Below are 20,679 nucleotides of genomic sequence, written 5' to 3'. Positions count from 1 at the left end.
CGCTCATGTCGATGTCGGTCTGGGTGTGGCCGTCGGCACGCCGCCGACGGCCCGCTTGAAGTCGGGGCAGTCGACGATCGGTTCGTGGGTGCACACGGCCGCGTGCCGCATGCTGTCGCGCAGCCGGGTGAGGCGGTCGATCTGCGCGTCGAGGTCGTCGGCCCGTGCGGTCATGCCGGCGCGCAGGTCCGCGTCGGACGGCCGCGCCACCAGGAAGCGGTGGATCTCGGCGATCGAGAGCCCGGCGCCGCGCGCGCAGGTGATCAGCGCCAGGCGTTCCAGTACGTCCGGGCGGTACGCGCGCCGCAGCCCGTGGCGGCCGGCGGCCTCGACCAGGCCCTTCTTCTCGTAGAAGCGCAGCGCCGAGGGCGCGAGGCCGGACCGCCGTGCGACCTCCCCGATGTCGAGGAGCGGCTCGTCCATCCTGGTCTCGTCTGTCCCGGCCTCGCCCGTCCCGGCGCCGCCCGCTCCGGTTCCGTCCGTCCCGGTGCCGCCCATCCTGGTCTCGTCCGTCCCGGCGGCGCCTGTCCCGGCCCCGCCCGTCCCGACCTCGCCCTGGTACGGCTCCGACCCCGTTCGCCGCTCGGGCATCCCGGCCTCCTCCTCGTCCTCCTGCTACTGCTCCTCCTCGACGCGCGCTCCTTGACTTGAAGCGCGGTTCAAGTCGCAGCCTAGCGGTCATGACGATCCATCACCTGAACTGCGGCTCCGTCCGGACCATCGAGGCCACCTACGACGGACCCACCCCCGCGCCCGCCGTCAACCACTGTCTGCTCGTGGAGACCGACGCCCACGGCCTGGTCCTGGTCGAGACCGGCCTCGGTCTCGGCGACGTCCGCGATCCGGAGGCGAGCCTCGGTGCCGACTGGATCGCGATGGCCGCGCCCGCGCTCGACGAGGAGGAGACGGCCGTCCGGCAGATCGCCCGGCTCGGCCACGACCCGGCCGACGTGCGCCACATCCTGCTGACCCACCTGGACGTCGACCACTGCGGCGGCCTCCCCGACTTCCCGGGCGCCCGGGTGCACGTGCTCGCCGACGAGCTGGCCGCCGCCCGTGCCGATGCCGCCGGCGACCGCTACCGGGCCGCCCACTGGGCGCACGGCCCGGACTGGGTCACCTACGGGCCCCAAGAAACGAGCGCCGCTCCCGGTGCCCCCGATGTCTCCGGTGGTGCCCCCGGTGGAGCCTCCGCGAGCCCCGCCGAGGACGACTGGTTCGGCTTCACCGCCGTACGGCCGTACGGCCTGCCGGACGACTTCCGCCTGGTCCCGCTCGGCGGCCACACCGCCGGCCACACCGGGGTCGCCGTGCGTGACGGTGACCGGTGGCTCCTGCACTGCGGCGACGCGTACTACTACCACCGCGAACTGGAGGACGCGAAGGAGCCGCACCCGGTCCTCGACCTCGTCCAGACCCGCTCCGAGGTCCACCGCGACCTGCGGCTCGGCACCCAGGCCCGGTTGCGCGAGCTGATCCGCGACCACGGTGACCGGGTGGAGGTCTTCTCCGCGCACGACCCCTGGGAGTTCGCGCGGTACGCCACCCCTCACCGGACCGCCACCCCTCACCGGAGCGCCCCCGCCCCCGGTCCCGTTCCCGGTCCCGCTCCCGACCCCGCCCCGACCCCCTCCTCGCGATAGCGATACGCCCGATTGGGTGAATATGCGGGGTGCGGCTTACGATCGGCTGATTCAGGGGGGTTCGGGTGTGCGTTCCGCGCGCCCGGGCCCCCCTCTCGCATGCACGACCAGAGACGAGCTTCCGCATGTCCCCGTCCGCCCCGCGGATCAAGTCCCCGCAACGGCTGATCGCCGAGTCCGGCGCCGACCTCGAAGGCCACGGCCTCAAGCGCACCATGGGCCTCTTCCAGCTCGTGTGTTTCGGCATCGGCGCGATCGTCGGCACCGGCATCTTCGTCGGGCTCTCCGACAGCGTCGCCGAGGCGGGCCCCGCCGTGGTGCTCTCCTTCGTCCTCGCCGCGGTCACCTGCGTCTTCACCGCCTTCTCCTTCGCGGAGCTGGGCAGCGCGATCCCGGTCTCCGGCTCCTCGTACTCCTTCGCCTACGCGAGCCTCGGCGAGCGCGTCGCCTTCCTGGTCGGGTGGTGCCTGCTCCTGGAGTACGGCGTGTCCGTGTCCGCCGTCGCGGTCGGCTGGAGCCAGTATCTGAACGAGCTCCTCGACAGCCTCGTCGGATGGCGGCTGCCCGCCGCGCTCTCCGCCGGTCCCGCCGACGGCGGCGTGGTGAACCTGCCCGCCGTGGTCGTCATCCTGCTCGCCGCCGCCCTCCTCGTACGCGGGGTGCGCGAGAGCGCCCGCGCGACCGCCGCCATGGCGGTGCTCAAGCTCGGGATCCTGGTCGTCTTCTGCGCCATCGGCTTCAGCGCGTTCCGGGACGGCAACCTGTCGCCGTTCGCCGACCACGGTGTCGCGGGCGTCACCGCGGGCGCCTCCGTCGCCTTCTTCTCGTACATCGGCTTCGACGCCATCACCACCGCCGGCGAGGAGGTGAAGAACCCGCGGCGCACCATCCCGCTCGCCATCCTCATCTGCATCGGCGTGGCCACCCTGCTCTACGGCGCCGTCGCGCTGTCCGCGATCGGCGCGCTCGGCGGCGACGCGGTGGCCGACCAGCCGGCCGCGCTCTCGCTCGTCGTCGACCAGGTGACCGGCTCGGCCGTCGGCGGCGGCATCATCGCCTTCGGCGCCGTCGTCGCGATCGCGTCGGTCGTGCTCGCCGTGATGTACGGGCAGACCCGCATCCTCCTGTCGATGTCCCGCGACGGGCTCGTGCCCGGGGTCTTCGAGCGGGTCTCGCCGAAGAGCGCCACGCCGGTGGCCAACACCTGGATCGTGGCCGCCGTCTTCGCGGTCCCGGCCGCGTTCTCGTCGCTGGACGCCGTCGTCGGCCTGACCACGATCGGCACGCTCGCCGTCATGGCCGTGGTGAACATCGCCGTGATCGCCCTGCGCCGGCGCGACCCGGAGCTGCCGCGCTCCTTCCGCGTACCGCTCTATCCGCTCAGCCCGCTGCTCGGCGTCGGGTTCTGCCTCTACCTGATCTGGGGCACCGGCTGGACGACCTGGCTGCAGTTCGCCGTCTTCCTGGCCGTGGGGGCGCTCGTCTACACGTTCTACGGGCGCCGCAACTCGCGCCTCGGAGCGGAGGGCGCCCACCCGGACGCCGAGCTGGACGCCGATCCGGACGCCCAGCCGGAAACCGCCCCCGCCCTCGCGCCGGAGCCCGCCCCCACCCCCGCCCCCGCCTCACCGGCACCGCCGGTCCGCTGAACCCGGGCCGCCCTGCCATGCGCGGCGGCCCGGCAACCCGTATCGCGTACTCGTGACGACAGTCACAGGTGAGTGATACGCTCCTCGTGGTGATGCCGTACCCGTACGTGCACGCAACAGGGAGGTCCTCCCGGATGAGCCCCTTCACCGGCTCCGCGACCCGCACCGAACGCTGGCGGCACCTGCGCCTCACCGTCGACGACGGAGTCGCCACGATCACGCTCGCCCGCCCCGAGAAGCTGAACGCCCTCACCTTCGGCGCCTACGCCGACCTGCGCGACCTGCTCGCCGAGCTGTCCAGGGAACGGGCCGTGCGCGCGCTCGTCCTCGGCGGCGAGGGGCGCGGCTTCTGCTCGGGCGGCGACGTCGACGAGATCATCGGCGCCACCCTGTCGATGGACACCGCCCAGCTCCTCGACTTCAACCGGATGACCGGCCAGACCGTCCGGGCCCTGCGCGAATGCCCGTTCCCGGTGATCGCCGCCGTCCACGGCGTCGCCGCCGGCGCCGGCGCGGTCCTGGCCCTCGCCGCGGACTTCCGGGTCGCCGACCCCACCGCCCGCTTCGCCTTCCTCTTCACCCGGGTCGGGCTCTCCGGCGGCGACATGGGCGCCGCCTATCTGCTGCCCCGCGTCGTCGGCCTCGGCCACGCCACCCGGCTGCTGATGCTGGGCGACCCGGTCGGCGCCGCGGAGGCGGAGCGCATCGGACTGATCAGCGAGCTCACCGAGGAGGGCGCCGCCGGCACGCGGGCCGCCGCCCTCGCCCGCCGGCTGGCCGAAGGGCCCGCCCTCGCGCACGCCCAGACCAAGGCCCTGCTCACCGCCGAGCTCGACATGCCGCTGGCCGCCTCCGTCGAGATGGACGCCGCCACCCAGGCCCTCCTCATGCACGGCGAGGACTACGCCGAGTTCCACGCCGCCTTCACCGAGAAGCGCCCCGCGAAATGGCGGGGGCGGTGACCGTGCGGCCCCCGGCACCGGCCCGCCGGCCGCTGCGGATCGCCGTCATCGGCGGCGGCCCCGGCGGGCTCTACGCCGCGGCCCTCCTCAAGCGGGGCGACCCCGAGCGCGAGGTCACCGTCTGGGAGCGCAACGCGCCCACCGACACCTTCGGCTTCGGCGTCGTCCTGTCCGACGAGACCCTCGGCGGCATCGAGGACGCCGACCCGGTCGTCCACACCGCGCTCCGCCGCGAACTCGTCCACTGGGACGACGTCCACATCGTCCACCGCGGCCGGCTGCTCACCTCCACCGGCCACGGCTTCGCCGCCCTCGGCCGCCGCCGGCTCCTGGAGGTCCTGCACGAGCGCTGCGCCGACCTCGGCGTACGGCTCCGCTTCCGCGCCGAGGCCCCGCCCGCCGCCGAACTCGCCGCCTCCCACGACCTCGTTGTCGCCGCCGACGGCGTGCACAGCCGCACCCGGGAGGCGCACGCCGAGGTCTTCCGGCCCACGCTCACCACCCACCGCTGCCGCTACATCTGGCTTGCGACCGACTTCGCCCTCGACGCCTTCCGCTTCGAGATCGCCGAGACCGAGTACGGCGTGATGCAACTGCACGCCTACCCCTACGCCCACACCGCCGCCGAGCCCCACCCGCCCTCGGCCCGCCCCTCCCGGCAGGGCGTCCCCGCAGGCTCCTCCACCGTCATCGTCGAGATGCGCGAAGAGGTCTGGCGGGCCGCCGGGTTCGACGAACTCGACGAGGCCGAGTCCGCCGCCCGCTGCGCCAAGATCTTCGCGGAGGCGCTGCACGGCCGCGCCCTGCGCTCCAACAACTCCGCCTGGACCGCCTTCCGTACCGTCGTCAACGCCCGCTGGTCGCACGACAACGTCGTCCTCCTCGGCGACGCCGCCCACACCGCGCACTTCTCCATCGGCTCCGGCACCAAGCTCGCCGTCGAGGACGCCGTCGCCCTCGCCGCCCACGTCGACGCGCACCCCACCCTCGCCGAAGCGCTCACCGCCTACGAGGCCGAGCGCCGCCCCGTCGTCGAGTCCACCCAGCGGGCCGCCGCCGCCAGCCTGCGCTGGTTCGAGGAACTCGCCGGCCAACTCGACCGCCCCCCGCGCCAGTTCGCCTTCAACCTGCTCACCCGCAGCCGCCGCGTCACCCACGACAACCTGCGGCTGCGCGACCCCGGCTTCACCGCCGCCGTCGAGGCCGAGTTCGGCTGCCCGCCCGGCACCCCGCCCATGTTCACCCCCTTCCGGCTCGGCGGCCTCACCCTGCGCAACCGGGTCGTCGTCTCGCCCATGGACCTGTACGTCGCCGAGGACGGCGTCCCCGGCGACTTCCACCTCGTCCACCTCGGCGCCCGCGCGCTCGGCGGCGCCGGCCTGGTCATGACCGAGATGGTCTGCGTCAGCCCCCAGGGCCGGATCACCCCCGGCTGCACCGGCCTGTGGAACGACACCCAGCAGGCGGCCTGGACCCGGATCACCGACTTCGTCCACGCCCAGGCCCCCGGCACCGCGATCGGCGTCCAGCTCGGCCACTCCGGGCGCAAGGGCTCCACCCGCCTCATGTGGGAGGGCATCGACGAGCCGCTGCCGGCCGGCAACTGGCCGCTCGTCGCCGCCTCACCACTGCCCTACCGCCCCGGCGTCAACCAGGTCCCGCACGCCCTCGACCGGGCCGGACTCACCGCCGTACGCGAGCAGTTCACCGCCGCCGCGCGCCGGGCCGCCCGGGCCGGATTCGACCTGCTCGAACTCCACTGCGCCCATGGCTATCTGCTCTCCGGCTTCCTCTCCCCGCTGACCAACCACCGCACCGACGCCTACGGCGGCGACCTCGCCGGCCGGCTGCGCTACCCCCTCGAAGTCTTCGACGCGATACGGGAGGTGTGGCCCGCCGACCGGCCCATGACCGTCCGCATCTCCGCCACCGACTGGGCCGAGGGCGGCACCACCGCCGACGACGCCGTCGAGATCGCCCGCGCCTTCGCCGCCCACGGCGCCGACGCCCTCGACGTCTCCACCGGCCAGGTCGTGCCCGACGAGCGCCCCGAGTTCGGCCGCTCCTACCAGACGCCCTACGCCGACCGCATCCGCGCGGCCCTCGGCGTGCCCGTGATCGCGGTGGGCGCCATCTCCTCCTGGGACGACGTCAACTCCCTGCTGCTCGCGGGCCGCGCCGACCTCTGCGCCCTGGCCCGCCCCCACCTCTACGACCCCCACTGGACCCTGCACGCCGCCGCCGAACAGGGCTACCGGGGCCCCGCCGCCCCCTGGCCCGCGCCCTACCGGGCCGGCAGCCGCCGCCCGCCGACCGGCAGGAAGGACGCCTGACGGGAGGGCGGCGGCCCGGGGTGAACCCGTGGCCCGGGCGTCAGGACGGCAGCCAGCCCGGCCACCACGGCGGCACATTGCTCGCCGGGCAGAGCCCGGAGTCGCCCGGATAGCCGCCCGGGGTCGCCCGCGCGCTCACGTACCACCACGCGAGCAGACCCAACACCACGAGCACCGAGGCCAGTTGGGCGGAGGCGCGGACCGGGCGGGAGGCTCCGGCGGTCACCCGGCGGGCGGCCACCGCGGCGAGCAGCGCGGCCGTCACCGTGCCGCCCGCCAGCAGGACCAGCTCGCCGAGGTGGACCAGCCGGTGCGGCGGCTCCCAGGCCGCGTCGCAGAAGGCGCGGGCCCGGGCGGTCAGCGCGCTCGCGCCGTACGCGACGCCGAGGCTCACCGGCAGCGTCGCCCACCAGGACAGCCGCTGCCACCGGGAGACCGCGGGGGCGCTCACGAGGCGGCGGGACGGCCGCCGGTCCCGTACGGGTCCACGAACTCCGCCCCCCGCGCGTACAGCAGCTCGTGCAACGCCGCGAAGACCTCCGCCGAGCGCGTGCCCGGCCAGTTCTCCGGCAGCAGCTCCAGGGGCAGCACCGGGTCCGCGTACGGCAGCCGGCGCCAGGAGTCGAGGGCGAGCAGATACGCGCGGTAGGCGTCCTCGGGCGTGCCGGGCCCGGCCGGCCAGGCGCGCAGCACCGGCTCGTGGGCGTCCAGGAACTCCTCGTGCAGCTTGGCGATCGACGGCAGGTCCCACCAGCGGGCCACCGCCTCCGCCGTGGGCGCGAAGCCCAGGTGGTCGCCGCGGAACAGGTCCACGTACGAGGACAGCTCCAGCCGCTCCAGGGTGTGGCGGGTCTCCTCGTGGAGGCGGGCCGGGGCGATCCAGACGCCCGGCGCGGCCGTGCCGAAACCGAGCCGGGCCAGGCGCGAGCGCAGCAGGTGGCGCTTGTGGCGCTCGGCCTCCGGGACCGAGAAGACGGCGAGCACCCAGCCGTCCGACAGGGCGGGCTGCGTACGGCCGTAGATCCGGCGGTCGCCGTCGTCGAGCAGCATCCGCGCGTCGTCCGACAGCGCGTAGCCCGCGGCGCCGTCCGCCGTGCGCCGGGGCAGCAGCAGCCCGCGGCGCTTCAGCCGGGACACGGACGAGCGCACGGAGGGCGCGTCCACGCCGAACACGCCGAGCAGCCGGATCAGCTCCGCCACCGGAAGCGGCGCGCCGTCCGGCGCCCGACCGTACGCGCCGTACAGGGAGACGATCAGGGAACGAGGGGTGTGCTGCTCGGCCACGTGATCACTTTAGGCCGCCGGACGCCGTCGGGGGAGGTCCGGCCTCGGCGTCCCGCAGCCGGAACCGCTGGAGCTTCCCCGTCGCCGTGCGCGGCAGCGCGTCCAGGAAGACGATCTCGCGGGGCGCCTTGTACGGGGCGAGCCGGGCGCGGACGAAGGACCGCAGCGCCGTCGCCGTCCCGGGGTCGCGCGGCACTCCGTCCCGTACCACCGCGTAGGCCACCACGATCTGGCCGCGCAGCTCGTCGGGCCGGCCGACCACCGCCGCCTCGACGACGTCCGGGTGGGCCAGCAGCGCCTCCTCCACCTGGGGGCCCGCGATGTTGTAGCCGGCCGAGATGATCATGTCGTCGGCGCGGGCGACGTAACGGAAGTAGCCGTCGGGTTCGCGGACGTACGTGTCACCGGTGAGGTTCCAGCCGTCGTGCACGTAGTCCGTCTGGCGCGGGTCCGCCAGATAGCGGCAGCCGACCGGGCCGCGGACCGCGAGCAGTCCCTCCTCGCCGTCCGGGACCTCGACGAGTCCCGTCCCGTCGCGGCCGACGACGCGCGCCTGCCAGCCGGGGACCGGCCGGCCGGTGGCGCCCGGCCGGATCTCGCCGTCGGCGGCGGAGATGAAGATGTGCAACAGTTCGGTCGCCCCGATGCCGTTGATCAGCTTCAGGCCGGTGCGCTTGTGCCATGCCTCCCAGGTCGCCTCGGGAAGGTGCTCGCCCGCCGAGACGCAGCGGCGCAGCGAGCCGAGGTCGGGGCCGTGGCCGGGCCGGCTGTCGTGCTGGGGGGACTCGAGCTCCTCCAGCATCACCCGGTAGGCGGTCGGCGCGGTGAAGAGCACCGACACCCGGTGCCGCTCGATCGCGGCGAGCAACTGCTGCGGACCCGCCTGTTCCAGGAGGACCGCGGACGCCCCGGCCCGCAGCGGGAAGACGACCAGCCCGCCCAGGCCGAAGGTGAAGCCGAGCGGCGGGGAACCGGCGAAGACGTCGTCCGGCTCCGGGCGCAGGACGTGCGCCGAGAAGGTGTCGGCCACGGCCAGCACGTCCCGGTGGAAGTGCATACAGCCCTTGGGGCGCCCGGTGGTGCCGGAGGTGAAGGCGATCAGCGCCACGTCGTCGGCGGCGGTCGGCACCGCCTCGTACCGGTCCGGCTTGCCGGCGGCCAGGCTGAGCAGGTCGTCGGGCCCATCACCGCCGTACGGGGTGATGCGCAGCCCCGGCACGTCGGCCTTCTCCAGCTCGTCGAGGGCGCGCACGTCGCACAGGGCGTGGCTGCACCGGGCCATCTCGCCCATCACGGCAAGCTCCCGCGCCCGCTGCTGCGCGAGGACGGTGACGGCGACCGCGCCGGCCTTCATCACGGCGAGCCAGCAGGCGGCGAGCCAGGGGGTGGTGGGGCCGCGCAGCAGCACCCGGTTGCCGGGGCGGACGCCGAGGTCGGTGTCGAGGACATGGGCGATCCGGTCGACGCGCTCGCGCAGCTCCCCGTACGTCCAGACCTCGCCCTCGCCGTCACGGAACACCGGGCGGTCGGCGCCGAACCGTTCCACCGTGCGGTCGAGCAGCTCGGCCCCGCAGTTGAGCCGGTCGGGGTAGGCGAGGGAGGGCAGGTCGAAGAGAAGCCGGGGCCACTGGTCCGGCGGCGGCAGATGGTCGCGGGCGAAGGTGTCCAGATGGGCCGAGGGTGTCAGCTCCATACGTCCGTCCCCCTGTCGGGTGGGATCGTCGAGGACCGTCGGACTGGGACGGTCGAGAACCGTCGCGGTGGGGTCGAGCCGGGGTCGAGCGTCGCCAAACGAGCGTATCGTGATGGTGACGACAGTCAACGGTTCGCGATAGAAGCCACCGTCGGCGCCCGCGGGGCGCCAGAGAGGGCCGCCGCAGATGGCCGCATTCTCGCTCGATCCGGAACAGACCGCCTGGTGCGCACGGCTGCGGGAGCTCGCCGCCGACCACCTGCGCCCGCTCGCCGACAAGGGCCCGCCGGGCCGCGTCAACCGTCCCCTGGTCGCCGCTCTCGGCGAGCACGGCCTGCTGGCCCGCCTCTTTGAGTCCGGCGCGCTCGACCTGTGCCTGATGCGCGAGTCCCTCGCCCACGCCTGTACGGAGGCCGAGACCGCGCTCGCCCTCCAGGGCCTCGGGGCCCACCCCGTCGCCGCCTTCGGCACGCCCGAGCAGCGCGCCCGCTGGCTCCCCGAGGTCGTCGCGGGCCGCGCGGTGGCCGCCTTCGCCCTCTCCGAACCCGGCGCGGGCTCCGACGCCGCCGCCCTGTCCCTGGAGGCCGTCCCGGACCCGGCGACGGGCGGGTGGCGCCTGTACGGCGAGAAGCGCTGGATCTCGAACGCGCCCGAGGCGGACGTGATGACGGTGTTCGCCCGGACGGGGGAGGCGGACGGACCTGGTGGTGCCGGGGGCGGCCGTGGTGGGGCGGGGGCTGGTGGTGGCGGCGCGCGTGATGCGGCGGGCGGTGGCGGTGCCGGTGGCGGTGGCGGTGCCGGTGGCGGTGGCGAGGCCGGTGGCGGTGGCGAGGCCCGCACGGGGGCGGCCGGTGGCGGAGCGGGCCGTTCCGGTGCCCGGGGCGTCACCGCCTTCCTCGTCCCGGCCGGGCGGGAGGGCCTTTCGGGGGAGGCCCTCGACATGCTCGCCCCGCACGCCCTCGGGAGCCTCGTCTTCGACGGGGTTCCGGTCGGTCCCGACGACGTGCTCGGCGAGCCGGGACAGGGCTTCCGGGTCGCCATGAACACCCTCAACCTCTTCCGGCCCAGCGTCGGCGCCTTCGCCGTCGGCATGGCACAGGCCGCGCTCGACGCCACCCTCGCCCACACCGCCGCGCGCCCCGCCTTCGGCGGCGTCCTCGCCGACCTCCAGGCCGTCGCCCACCAGGTCGCCGAGATGGCCACCCGCACCGAGGCGGCCCGGCTCCTCGTCTACGCGGCGGCCGAGGCGTACGACCGCGGCGACCCGGACGTACCGCGCCGGGCCGCCATGGCGAAACTGTTCGCCACCGAGACCGCGCAGTACGTCGTCGACGCCGCCGTCCAACTGCACGGTGCCCGCGCCCTCCAGCGCGGCCACCTGCTGGAACACCTCTACCGGGAGGTGCGGGCACCCCGTATCTACGAGGGGGCGACGGAGGTGCAACGCACGATCATCGCGAAGGAGCTCTACAAGGGGCGGCGGCGGGCCGGGCAGCCCGCCGAATCCCCGTCCACGCCCCCGGCGCCCTCCGCGCCCGCGCCCGCGCCCCCGACCCCCGCCGAACCCGCGCCCGCGCCCCCGCCCCCGTCCGCAGCCACCTCGGCCGTCACCTCCGGAGCCACCCCGGGCGTCACCTCAGGAGCCGCGACATGAGCCTGCACCGGCACAACCCCGCAGAACTCTCCCCGCCCACCGGGTTCAGCCACGCCGTCACCGCCACCGGCACCCGGCTCGTCTTCCTCGCCGGTCAGACCAGCCTCGACCGGGACGGGAAGGTGACGGGGGAGAGCCTGCCCGAGCAGTTCGAGACGGCCCTCGCCAACCTCCTGGCCGCGCTGCGCCACGCCGGCGGCTCGCCCGCCGACCTCGCGCGCGTCACCGTCTACGCCACGGACGTCGCCGACTACCGCCACCACGCCCACGAACTCGGCCGCATCTGGCGCCGGTTGGCGGGCCGTGACTATCCGGCGATGGCGGTCGTCGGAGTCGTACGGCTGTGGGACGAACAGGCGCTGGTCGAACTGGACGGGTTCGCGGTCCTGGACTGACCCCGCCCGGGAAGATCAACTGGTCACCTCCGGAGGGCGGGCTTAGGGTCGAAAGGTGGACCGACCGGCCCACGGCTCCCTCCGGTGAGGGCGCGATGCGCCATGAGCAATCCCAAGCCGACGACCCCGCAGAAGACCGCCGCACCCCGGACGGGAGGCGACGGCAAGGGGATCGCGCTCTTCGTGATCGCCTCCTGCCAGTTGATGGTCGTCCTCGACATCACCATCGTGAACATCGCGCTCCCGGACATCCAGAGAGCGCTCGACTTCTCCACCACCAGTCTGTCGTGGGTGGTCAACGCCTACACGCTGACCTTCGGCGGCCTGCTGCTCCTGGGGGGCCGCTTCGGCGACATCCTCGGCCGACGGCGGGTCTTCGTCTTCGGCGTGCTGCTGTTCGGACTGGCCTCGCTGTTCTGCGGGCTGGCGCAGGCCGAGTGGCAACTCCTGGCCGCGCGCGCCCTCCAGGGCGTCGGCGGCGCCATCGCCTCCCCGACCGCGCTGTCCCTCATCACCAGCACCTTCGAGGAAGGCCCCGAACGCAACCGCGCCTTCGGCGTGTTCGCGGGCGTCTCGGCGGGCGGCGGCGCGATCGGCCTGGTCGCGGGCGGCATGCTGGTCGAATGGCTCGACTGGCGCTGGATCTTCTTCGTCAACGTGCCGATCGCCCTGCTGATCGCCTTCCTCACCCCCCGGCACGTCCGGGAGTCCGAGCGGCACCCCGGCCACTTCGACCTCGCCGGCGCGCTCACGTCGACGCTCGGCATGGCGGCGCTGGTGTACGGGTTCATCCGGGCCTCGCAGGAGGGCTGGCGCGACCCGTACACGATCGGCTCGTTCGCCGCGGCGGTCGTGCTGCTGGCCGCGTTCATCGCGATCGAACGCCGCTCCCAGCAGCCCATCACACCCCTGCACATGTTCGCCGACCGCAACCGCTCGGGCACCTACGCCATCATGCTGTGCCTGGCCGCGGCGATCTTCGGCATGTTCTTCTTCCTGACGCTCTTCGTGCAGCAGGTGCTGGCCTTCAGCCCCTTGGCGACGGGCTTCGCGTTCCTGCCGGTCAGCGCGATCATCGCGGTGGCGGCCGGCCTCACGTCCAGCCTGCTGCCCAGGTACGGGCCGAAGCCCTTCATGGTGACGGGTTCGGTGCTGGCCGCGCTCGGACTGGCCTGGCTGACTCTGACCGATGTGCACTCCACGTACGCGGGCAGCATCCTCGGGCCGATCCTCGTCTTCGGCTTCGGCATGGGCTTCATCTTCGTCTCGCTGACCATCATGGCCCTGTCGAACGTCCCGCAGCGCGAGTCGGGTGCCGCCTCCGGTCTGCTCAACGCCATGCAGCAGGTGGGCGGTTCGCTGGGACTGTCCATCCTGGTCACGGTCTTCGGCACCTACAGCCGCAACGAGGCGGAGAAGCAGGTGCCCGCCTTCCTCTCCCAGGCGGGACCGCTGGAGAAGGCCCAGTTCGCGAGGACCGGCGAACTCCCGCCGCCCTACGCCGACCAGGTGCTGACCTCCGGCGTCTCCGCGGGCTTCATCACGGCCGCCGTCTTCGCCGCCGTCTCCGCGCTCATCGCCCTCTTCGTCATCAAGGTCCGCCCCTCCGACATCGAACGCCTGAAGGGCGGTGGGATGCTGCCGGGTGCCTGAGGACCGGATCACCGCTCGTATCCGTTTGAACGCCTCCCGTTCGAGACAGTGTTCGACGGAACCCGAAAGACGAGCGAGAGCAGGCACCGTGAGACAGCACCCGAGACAGCACCGGGCCCGCCGGATATCCCTGACGGCAGCGGCGGCGGCATCGGCCGCCGCCGCTGCCGTGTTCCTGACGTCCGGCACCGGCCTCGCCGGGAACCTCGGCCCGACCGCTCCTGCGGCGGCCGAACCGACCGACGGAGGGGACACCGTCGGCGTGACCGTGGGCACGACCGCCGGAGAGTCCTCGACCGGCACGACGAGCGGCGGGGCGGACGGCGGGGCGGACGGCGGCACGACCTCCGGCGAGACCACGGGCGGCGACACCACGGGCGGCGAGAGCTCGGGCGGCACGGTCGGCGTCAGCGAGGGCACGACCTCGGGCGAGACCACGGGGGGTGACACCACGGGCGGCGAGAGCACCGGCGGCACCGTCGGCGTCAGCGAGGGCACGACCTCGGGCGAGACCTCCGGCGGCGGCGACCCCACCCCGAGCCCGACCCCGACCGCCCCGCCGACGCAGCCGGGCACCGGCCCCATCCCGTACACCGCGCACCCCTGCTGGTCCGCGGACTCGAAGCCGATCACCGGCACCTTCGTCGCCCTGGTCCCCGCCGGCACCCTCCCGAGCGGCAACAAGGCGACCCTGGTCGAGCTCACCTTCACCCCGTGGACGGACCCGCGGACGGGCATCCGCACCGACGACGAGATCGTCACCCGCTTCGCGACGACCGGCGGCGCGTGGACGGCGGCCCGGCCGGCGAAGCTGGAGCTGGACACCACCGCCGTCAAGCCCTTCCGCCCGGTCGTGGACGGCACCACCCTGAAGATGCCCGAGATCCGCCTCACCGCCATCACCTGCTGGAACGACACCGTCGCCGCCCTCGCCGGCACCCTCCGCTTCGGCGGCACCGGCGGCAACGGCGGCCCCGAGGTCAAGGTCCCGGTGACCTGGCAGCGCTCCTGACGATCCCTCCGCACACCGAGGCCCCGTCACCCTGCCGGAGAGGCAGGGTGACGGGGCCTCACCTCACCGGGCCGGTCAGATGTCCCGGAAGATCTCGATCTGTGCCCCCACCGAGTTCAGCCGCTCCGCCAAGTCCTCGTACCCCCGGTTGATGACGTACACGTTGCGCAGCACCGACGTGCCCTCGGCCGCCATCATCGCCAGGAGGACGACCACGGCCGGGCGGAGGGCCGGGGGGCACATCATTTCGGCGGCGCGCCAGCGGGTGGGGCCCTCGACCAGGACGCGGTGGGGGTCGAGGAGCTGGAGGCGGCCGCCGAGGCGGTTGAGGTCGGTGAGGTAGATGGCGCGGTTGTCGTAGACCCAGTCGTGGATCAGGGTCTTGCCCTGGGCGGTGGCCGCGATCGCCGCGAAGAAGGGGACGTTGTCGATGTTGAGGCCCGGGAAGGGCATCGGGTGGATCTTGTCGATCGGCGCCTCCAGCTTGGAGGGGCGGACCGTGAGGTCGACCAGGCGGGTGCGGCCGTTGTCGGCCGGGTATTCGGGGGAGCGGTCGTGGTCGAGCCCCATCTCCTCCAGGACCGCGAGCTCGATCTCCATGAACTCGATCGGCACCCGGCGGATGGTCAGTTCGGATTCGGTGACCACGGCCGCGGCCAGCAGGCTCATCGCCTCGACCGGGTCCTCGGAGGGGGAGTAGTCGACGTCCACGTCGATGTCCCGGATGCCGTGCACGGTGAGCGTGGTGGTGCCGATGCCCTCGACCCGTACGCCCAGGGCCTCCAGGAAGAAGCACAGGTCCTGGACCATGTAGTTGGAGGAGGCGTTGCGGATGACGGTGACGCCGTCGTGGCGGGCGGCGGCCAGCAGGGCGTTCTCGGTCACCGTGTCGCCGCGCTCGGTCAGGACGATCGGGCGGTCGGGGACGACGGACGACTCGACCTGGGCGTGGTAGAGGCCCTCGGTGGCGGTGATGTCCAGGCCGAAGCGGCGCAGCGCGATCATGTGCGGCTCGATCGTGCGGGTGCCGAGGTCGCAGCCGCCGGCGTACGGCAGCTTGAAGCGGTCCAGGCGGTGCAGCAGCGGGCCGAGGAACATGATGATCGAGCGGGTCCGGATGGCGGCCTCGGCGTCGATGGCCTCCATGTCCAGCTCGGCCGGCGGCACGATCTCCAGGTCGACGCCCTCGTTGATCCAACGGGTGCGCACGCCGATCGAGTTGAGCACCTCCAGGAGGCGGAAGACCTCCTCGATGCGGGCCACCCGGCGCAGCACCGTACGGCCCTTGTTGAGAAGCGAGGCGCACAGCAGCGCGACACAGGCGTTCTTGCTGGTCTTGACGTCGATGGAGCCGGAGAGGCGGCGGCGGCCGACCACCCGCAGGTGCATGGGGCCGGCGTAACCCAGAGAGACGATCTCGCTGTCCAGCGCTTCGCCGATGCGAGCGATCATCTCAAGGCTGATGTTCTGGTTTCCGCGCTCGATCCGGTTGACGGCGCTCTGACTGGTACCGAGCGCGTCCGCCAGTTGGGTCTGGGTCCAGCCCCGGTGCTGACGGGCGTCACGGATGAGCTTGCCGATGCGTACGAGGTAGTCGTCTGCCATGGCGTCACGTTATCTCAGATATGAGATGTGACTCGCCATGGGGTAGGCCATCAGAGTGACGCGTGGGGCGACGAGCCGTGGGCCACGGGGTGGCGCGGCTCGTAGAGCGGCAGTTCGGTCCCGCTCGGCAGGCGTACGGCGCACACCAGGCCCCAGCCCTGGTCGCTGATGGGGCGTGAGACCTCCGCGCCCCGGTCCTCCAGCATCTTCAGGCTCTCGGCGACGTCGTCGCACATCAGATAGACCTCGTTCTTGGGCTCCCCGTCGGTGGGATGCACCGCGATCTCGGCCGGCGGCAGCCCGAAGATGAGCCAGCCGCCTCCCGCGTCGACGTGGTCGAAGCCGACCACGTCCTTGAGGAAGGCGCGGTCCGCCTCCGCGTCCCGGGTGTAGAGGATCACATGCGCGCCGCTGAACATGGCTCAATCGTGCGCCCCCGCCCCCTGTGCGGCAATCGCTCCGCGGCCGTACGGGGAGGGTGGGGCGGTGTCACGCCTCCTCCCGCAGCCGCACCCGCTGGATCTGGCAGGCGAGCGCCCTACGCGCCGCCGCCGACCCGGCCGCCGTCCCGCCACCGGTCCCGCCGCCGCCCTCGCCCCTGGTGGCGAGCTCGTCGAGGCCGCGGGCGATCCGGTCGTACGCCTCCTGGTGCCGGGGCGCCAACTCCGTACGGTGCGCCCGCAGGTCCTCCTCCACCAGGCGGCGCAGCGCGTCCACGTTCCGCGGGGTGAACCGTTTCCGGCCACGGGCGAGCGCGTGCACCAGGCGGGCGCAGTGGGCCGGTTCGGCCCCGGTCTCGTCGAGGAGGTCCGTGATGTCCTCGGCCAGGCCCCACAGGCGCCCTTCGAGCCAGGAGGTGTCCCGCTGGTCGAGCGAGAGGTCCGCCGCCCTGTCCGTCTCCGCCCTGGCCTTGGCCACCTGCTTGGAGACGGCGGGCTGGCTCATCCCGGCGAGCCGGGCGAGCCGCTCCTGGGTCCAGCCGAGACCGGCGAAGACCTGGACCATCTCGGCGCGCAGGGCGCGCATCTCCTCGCCGGCCCGGATGACCTCGTTCATCCCGGCGAACATCCGCTCGACCTGTTCCTCGGTCATCCCTGCCCGGTCCACACCTGTCACTCCTCGGTTATACACCCCTGGACAGGACTTATAACCAGGTTGTAGAACCAGGTTATGGACTTCTTCCACGGCCCCGACGGCACCCGTCTCGCCCACCGCGCCCTCGGATCCGGAGCCCCGCTCCTCTGTGTCCCCGGCGGCCCCGCCGACTCCGCGTACCTCGGCGACCTCGGCGGCCTGTCCGCGCACCGCACCCTGCTGATCCCGGACCTGCGCGGCACCGGCCGCTCCGCCGCGCCCCGGGACCCCGCCACGTACCGCTGCGACCGTCTCGTCGACGACGTCGAGGCCCTGCGCGTGCATCTCGGCCTCGAACGGATCGATCTCCTCGGGCACTCGGCGGGCGCGAACATCGCCACGCAGTACGCGGCCCGCCACCCGCACCGCGTGGCCCGGCTCGCCCTCGTCACTCCCGGCACCCGCGCCGTCGGCATCGGCATCGCCGCCGAGGACCGGCTGGCCCTCGCCCGGCTCCGCGCGGGGGAGTCGTGGTTCCCGGCGGCCTTCACCGCCCTGGAGGCGATCAACGCGGGCACGGGGACCGGGGCCGGCTGGGAGGCCGTCGCCCCCTTCCGTTACGGCCGCTGGGACGAGGCGACCCGGCGTCACCACGCCGAGGGGCGCCCCGCCGCCCCCGAGGTCCTCGCGCGCTTCGGCGCCGAGGGGGCCTTCACTCCGGCCGCCACCCGCGCGGCGCTCGCCGCCCTCGACGGCGTCCCCATCCTGCTGCTCGCCGGCGAGCACGACCTGAACAGCCCGCCGTGCGCGGTGGCCGAGTTCGCCGGCCTCTTCCCCGAGGTCCCCGGGGCCGCCTTCGCCGTCCAGCCCGGAGCCGGGCACTATCCCTGGCTCGACGACCCGGAACGCTTCACGGCCACCCTGACCGCGTTCCTCGGCTCGACGGACGCGCCCCCGTGGTCCGCGGCGGGCACGCCCGCCTCACCCCCGACGGGCACACCCCCGTCGCCCCCGGCGGCCGCGCCGGCGCTCCCGTCGGCCCCGCCGAGGCCCGGTCGCGGCCCGATCGTGACCGGCGTCGCGCATGGCGGGGCATGACCGACCGCCGGTGATGTACTAGAGTTATCTCGACATCGAGATATCTGCCGAGGCGCACCGCTGCCGCCACACGGTAAGGGTTACCTAACTTAGCCTTACCTTAGCGGATCGACGACGTGTACGTGGCGGCAGGATGTGGTGGAACGCGCACATATATGAAGGAGACTGTCGTGTCGGCGAACAGCTTCGACGCCCGCAGCACGCTGCGCGTGGGCGACGAGTCGTACGAGATCTTCCGCCTGGACAAGGTGGAGGGCTCGGCCCGGCTCCCCTACAGCCTTAAGGTTCTGCTGGAGAACCTGCTCCGCACCGAGGACGGCGCGAACATCACCGCCGACCACATCCGGGCCCTCGGCAACTGGGACTCCCAGGCCCAGCCCAGCCAGGAGATCCAGTTCACGCCCGCGCGCGTGATCATGCAGGACTTCACCGGTGTCCCCTGTGTCGTCGACCTCGCCACCATGCGCGAGGCCGTCGCGGCGCTCGGCGGCGACCCGGCGAAGATCAACCCGCTCTCCCCGGCCGAGATGGTCATCGACCACTCCGTCATCGCCGACAAGTTCGGCACCAACGACGCGTTCGCGCAGAACGTCGAGCTGGAGTACGGCCGCAACAAGGAGCGCTACCAGTTCCTGCGCTGGGGCCAGACCGCCTTCGACGACTTCAAGGTCGTCCCGCCCGGCACCGGCATTGTGCACCAGGTGAACATCGAGCACCTGGCCCGCACGGTCATGGTCCGCAACGGCCAGGCGTACCCCGACACCCTCGTCGGCACCGACTCGCACACCACCATGGTGAACGGCCTCGGCGTCCTCGGCTGGGGCGTCGGCGGCATCGAGGCCGAGGCCGCCATGCTCGGCCAGCCGGTCTCCATGCTGATCCCGCGCGTCGTCGGCTTCAAGCTGACCGGCGAGCTGCCCACCGGCACCACCGCCACCGACCTGGTCCTCACGATCACCGAGATGCTGCGCAAGCACGGCGTCGTCGGCAAGTTCGTCGAGTTCTACGGTGAGGGCGTCGCCGCCACCTCGCTCGCCAACCGCGCCACCATCGGCAACATGTCGCCGGAGTTCGGCTCCACCGCCGCGATCTTCCCGATCGACGGCGAGACCCTGAACTACCTCAAGCTCACCGGCCGCTCCGAGCAGCAGGTCGCGCTCGTCGAGGCGTACGCCAAGGAGCAGGGCCTCTGGCTCGACCCGGCCGCCGAGCCCGACTTCTCCGAGAAGCTGGAGCTCGACCTCTCCACGGTCGTCCCCTCCATCGCCGGCCCGAAGCGCCCGCAGGACCGCATCGTCCTCGCCAACGCCGCCGCGCAGTTCGCCCAGGACGTCCGCAACTACGTGGACGACGTGGACGAGGCGGGCAAGGAGTCCTTCCCGGCCTCCGACGCCCCGGCCAACCACCCCAACGGCGCCCCGTCGAAGCCGGTCCAGGTGACCGCCCCCGACGGCTCGACCTACGAGCTCGACCACGGTGCGGTGACGGTCGCGGCCATCACCTCCTGCACCAACACCTCGAACCCGTACGTCATGGTCGCCGCCGCGCTCGTCGCGAAGAAGGCCGTGGAGAAGGGCCTGACCCGTAAGCCGTGGGTCAAGACCACCCTCGCCCCGGGCTCGAAGGTCGTCACCGACTACTTCGACAAGGCGGGCCTGACCCCGTACCTCGACAAGGTCGGCTTCAACCTCGTCGGCTACGGCTGCACCACCTGCATCGGCAACTCCGGCCCGCTGCCGGAGGAGGTCTCCAAGGCCGTCAACGAGCACGACCTCGCGGTCACCTCGGTCCTCTCCGGCAACCGGAACTTCGAGGGCCGCATCAACCCCGACGTCAAGATGAACTACCTGGCCTCCCCGCCGCTGGTCGTCGCCTACGCCATCGCGGGCTCCATGAAGGTGGACATCACCAAGGACGCCCTCGGCACGGACCAGGACGGCAAGCCGGTCTACCTGGCCGACATCTGGCCCTCCGAGGCCGAGGTCAACGACGTCGTCGCCAACGCCATCGGCGAGGACATGTTCTCCAAGTCCTACAGCGACGTCTTCGCGGGCGACGCCCAGTGGCAGGCGCTGTCGATCCCGACCGGCAACACCTTCGAGTGGGACCCCGAGTCCACCTACGTCCGCAAGCCCCCGTACTTCGAGGGCATGACGATGGAGACCACCCCGGTCACCGACATCACGGGCGCCCGCGTGCTCGCGAAGCTCGGCGACTCGGTCACCACCGACCACATCTCCCCGGCCGGTGCCATCAAGGCCGACACCCCCGCCGGCAAGTACCTCACCGAGCACGGTGTGGAGCGTCGTGACTTCAACTCCTACGGCTCGCGCCGAGGCAACCACGAGGTCATGATCCGCGGCACCTTCGCCAACATCCGCCTGCGCAACCAGATCGCGCCGGGCACCGAGGGCGGCTACACCCGCGACTTCACGCAGGAGGGCGGCCCGGTCTCCTTCATCTACGACGCCTCGCAGAACTACCAGGCCGCCGGCGTCCCGCTGGTCATCCTGGGCGGCAAGGAGTACGGCTCCGGCTCGTCCCGCGACTGGGCGGCCAAGGGCACGGCCCTCCTCGGCGTCAAGGCCGTCATCACCGAGTCGTACGAGCGCATCCACCGCTCG

General features: G+C 73.0%; 16 protein-coding genes and 1 pseudogene. 10 read left to right on the top strand and 7 right to left on the bottom strand.

What is annotated here, in order from left to right:
* Nucleotides 1–3 precede the first annotated feature (3 nt).
* Nucleotides 4–591, bottom strand: a complete 588-nt coding sequence (locus ABZ135_RS02930; RefSeq protein ID WP_356691135.1) for a MerR family transcriptional regulator — start codon at nt 589–591, stop codon at nt 4–6.
* A gap of 89 nt (nt 592–680) precedes the next feature.
* Here ABZ135_RS02930 and ABZ135_RS02925 point away from each other — a divergent pair, with 89 nt between their 5' ends.
* The 4 genes from ABZ135_RS02925 (at nt 681) to ABZ135_RS02910 (ending at nt 6,587) form a co-directional block, all read left to right on the top strand.
* Nucleotides 681–1,643, top strand: a complete 963-nt coding sequence (locus ABZ135_RS02925; RefSeq protein ID WP_356691133.1) for an MBL fold metallo-hydrolase — start codon at nt 681–683, stop codon at nt 1,641–1,643.
* Nucleotides 1,644–1,768: 125 nt separating this feature from the next.
* Nucleotides 1,769–3,292: an amino acid permease gene (locus ABZ135_RS02920; protein WP_356691131.1), complete on the top strand. Its 1,524-nt coding sequence runs from the start codon at nt 1,769–1,771 to the stop codon at nt 3,290–3,292.
* A 134-nt stretch (nt 3,293–3,426) separates the two neighbouring features.
* A complete protein-coding gene (locus tag ABZ135_RS02915) occupies nt 3,427–4,254 on the top strand; it encodes an enoyl-CoA hydratase family protein (protein ID WP_356691129.1) in 828 nt (275 codons plus the stop codon).
* Nucleotides 4,251–6,587, top strand: coding sequence for a bifunctional salicylyl-CoA 5-hydroxylase/oxidoreductase (locus ABZ135_RS02910; protein ID WP_356691127.1), 2,337 nt, complete (start codon nt 4,251–4,253; stop codon nt 6,585–6,587). Before ABZ135_RS02915 ends, ABZ135_RS02910 begins: the two co-directional genes overlap by 4 nt.
* 40 nt (nt 6,588–6,627) lie before the next feature.
* Here the strand turns inward: ABZ135_RS02910 and ABZ135_RS02905 are convergent, their stop codons facing one another.
* The 3 genes from ABZ135_RS02905 to ABZ135_RS02895 are packed head-to-tail and all read right to left on the bottom strand — an operon-like array spanning nt 6,628 to nt 9,564.
* Entirely contained in the window at nt 6,628–7,038 is a 411-nt protein-coding gene (locus ABZ135_RS02905; RefSeq protein ID WP_356691125.1) for a hypothetical protein, read from the bottom strand.
* Entirely contained in the window at nt 7,035–7,871 is an 837-nt protein-coding gene (locus ABZ135_RS02900) for a PaaX family transcriptional regulator C-terminal domain-containing protein (RefSeq protein ID WP_356691123.1), read from the bottom strand. Before ABZ135_RS02900 ends, ABZ135_RS02905 begins: the two co-directional genes overlap by 4 nt.
* 4 nt (nt 7,872–7,875) lie before the next feature.
* Nucleotides 7,876–9,564, bottom strand: a complete 1,689-nt coding sequence (locus ABZ135_RS02895; protein ID WP_356691121.1) for an AMP-binding protein — start codon at nt 9,562–9,564, stop codon at nt 7,876–7,878.
* Between the two features lie 187 nt (nt 9,565–9,751).
* On the opposite strand from ABZ135_RS02895, the gene ABZ135_RS02890 reads away from it, so the two are divergent.
* The 4 genes from ABZ135_RS02890 to ABZ135_RS02875 all read left to right on the top strand — a co-directional run bounded on the left by ABZ135_RS02890 (nt 9,752) and on the right by ABZ135_RS02875 (nt 14,278).
* Entirely contained in the window at nt 9,752–11,218 is a 1,467-nt protein-coding gene (locus ABZ135_RS02890) for an acyl-CoA dehydrogenase (RefSeq protein WP_356691119.1), read from the top strand.
* Complete coding sequence (locus tag ABZ135_RS02885; RefSeq protein ID WP_356691117.1) at nt 11,215–11,613, top strand: RidA family protein; 399 nt, start codon at nt 11,215–11,217, stop codon at nt 11,611–11,613. Before ABZ135_RS02890 ends, ABZ135_RS02885 begins: the two co-directional genes overlap by 4 nt.
* 102 nt (nt 11,614–11,715) lie before the next feature.
* On the top strand, nt 11,716–13,266 hold the full coding sequence (locus ABZ135_RS02880) for an MFS transporter (RefSeq protein ID WP_356691115.1): 1,551 nt from the start codon (nt 11,716–11,718) through the stop codon (nt 13,264–13,266).
* A gap of 88 nt (nt 13,267–13,354) precedes the next feature.
* Nucleotides 13,355–14,278 (top strand): hypothetical protein, encoded by a 924-nt coding sequence (locus ABZ135_RS02875; RefSeq protein ID WP_356691113.1) that lies wholly within the window; start codon nt 13,355–13,357, stop codon nt 14,276–14,278.
* A gap of 75 nt (nt 14,279–14,353) precedes the next feature.
* On the opposite strand, the gene ABZ135_RS02870 is transcribed toward ABZ135_RS02875, so the two are convergent.
* The 3 genes from ABZ135_RS02870 to ABZ135_RS02860 form a co-directional block, all read right to left on the bottom strand.
* The gene (locus tag ABZ135_RS02870) at nt 14,354–15,883 is read right to left on the bottom strand and encodes a UDP-N-acetylglucosamine 1-carboxyvinyltransferase (protein WP_356691111.1); all 1,530 of its coding nucleotides are present in this window, start codon (nt 15,881–15,883) and stop codon (nt 14,354–14,356) included.
* Between the two features lie 50 nt (nt 15,884–15,933).
* The gene (locus tag ABZ135_RS02865; RefSeq protein ID WP_356691109.1) at nt 15,934–16,302 is read right to left on the bottom strand and encodes an extradiol dioxygenase; all 369 of its coding nucleotides are present in this window, start codon (nt 16,300–16,302) and stop codon (nt 15,934–15,936) included.
* A gap of 70 nt (nt 16,303–16,372) precedes the next feature.
* Nucleotides 16,373–16,990 (bottom strand): sigma-70 family RNA polymerase sigma factor, encoded by a 618-nt coding sequence (locus ABZ135_RS02860; protein ID WP_356691107.1) that lies wholly within the window; start codon nt 16,988–16,990, stop codon nt 16,373–16,375.
* 63 nt (nt 16,991–17,053) lie between these two features.
* Here ABZ135_RS02860 and ABZ135_RS02855 point away from each other — a divergent pair.
* Together ABZ135_RS02855 and acnA are read left to right on the top strand one after the other, a co-directional pair.
* Nucleotides 17,054–17,881, top strand: a pseudogene (locus ABZ135_RS02855) (alpha/beta hydrolase); the annotation flags it as partial.
* A 344-nt stretch (nt 17,882–18,225) separates the two neighbouring features.
* A partial coding sequence (acnA, locus tag ABZ135_RS02850) for an aconitate hydratase AcnA (RefSeq protein ID WP_356691105.1) occupies nt 18,226–20,679 on the top strand: 2,454 nt, incomplete at its 3' end.

The organism is Streptomyces sp. NPDC006339, from assembly GCF_040612775.1.
Classification (GTDB): domain Bacteria; phylum Actinomycetota; class Actinomycetes; order Streptomycetales; family Streptomycetaceae; genus Streptomyces.
The sequence above is the reverse complement of the archived record's forward strand: the minus strand, read 5'-3'. Positions and strand labels throughout refer to the sequence as shown.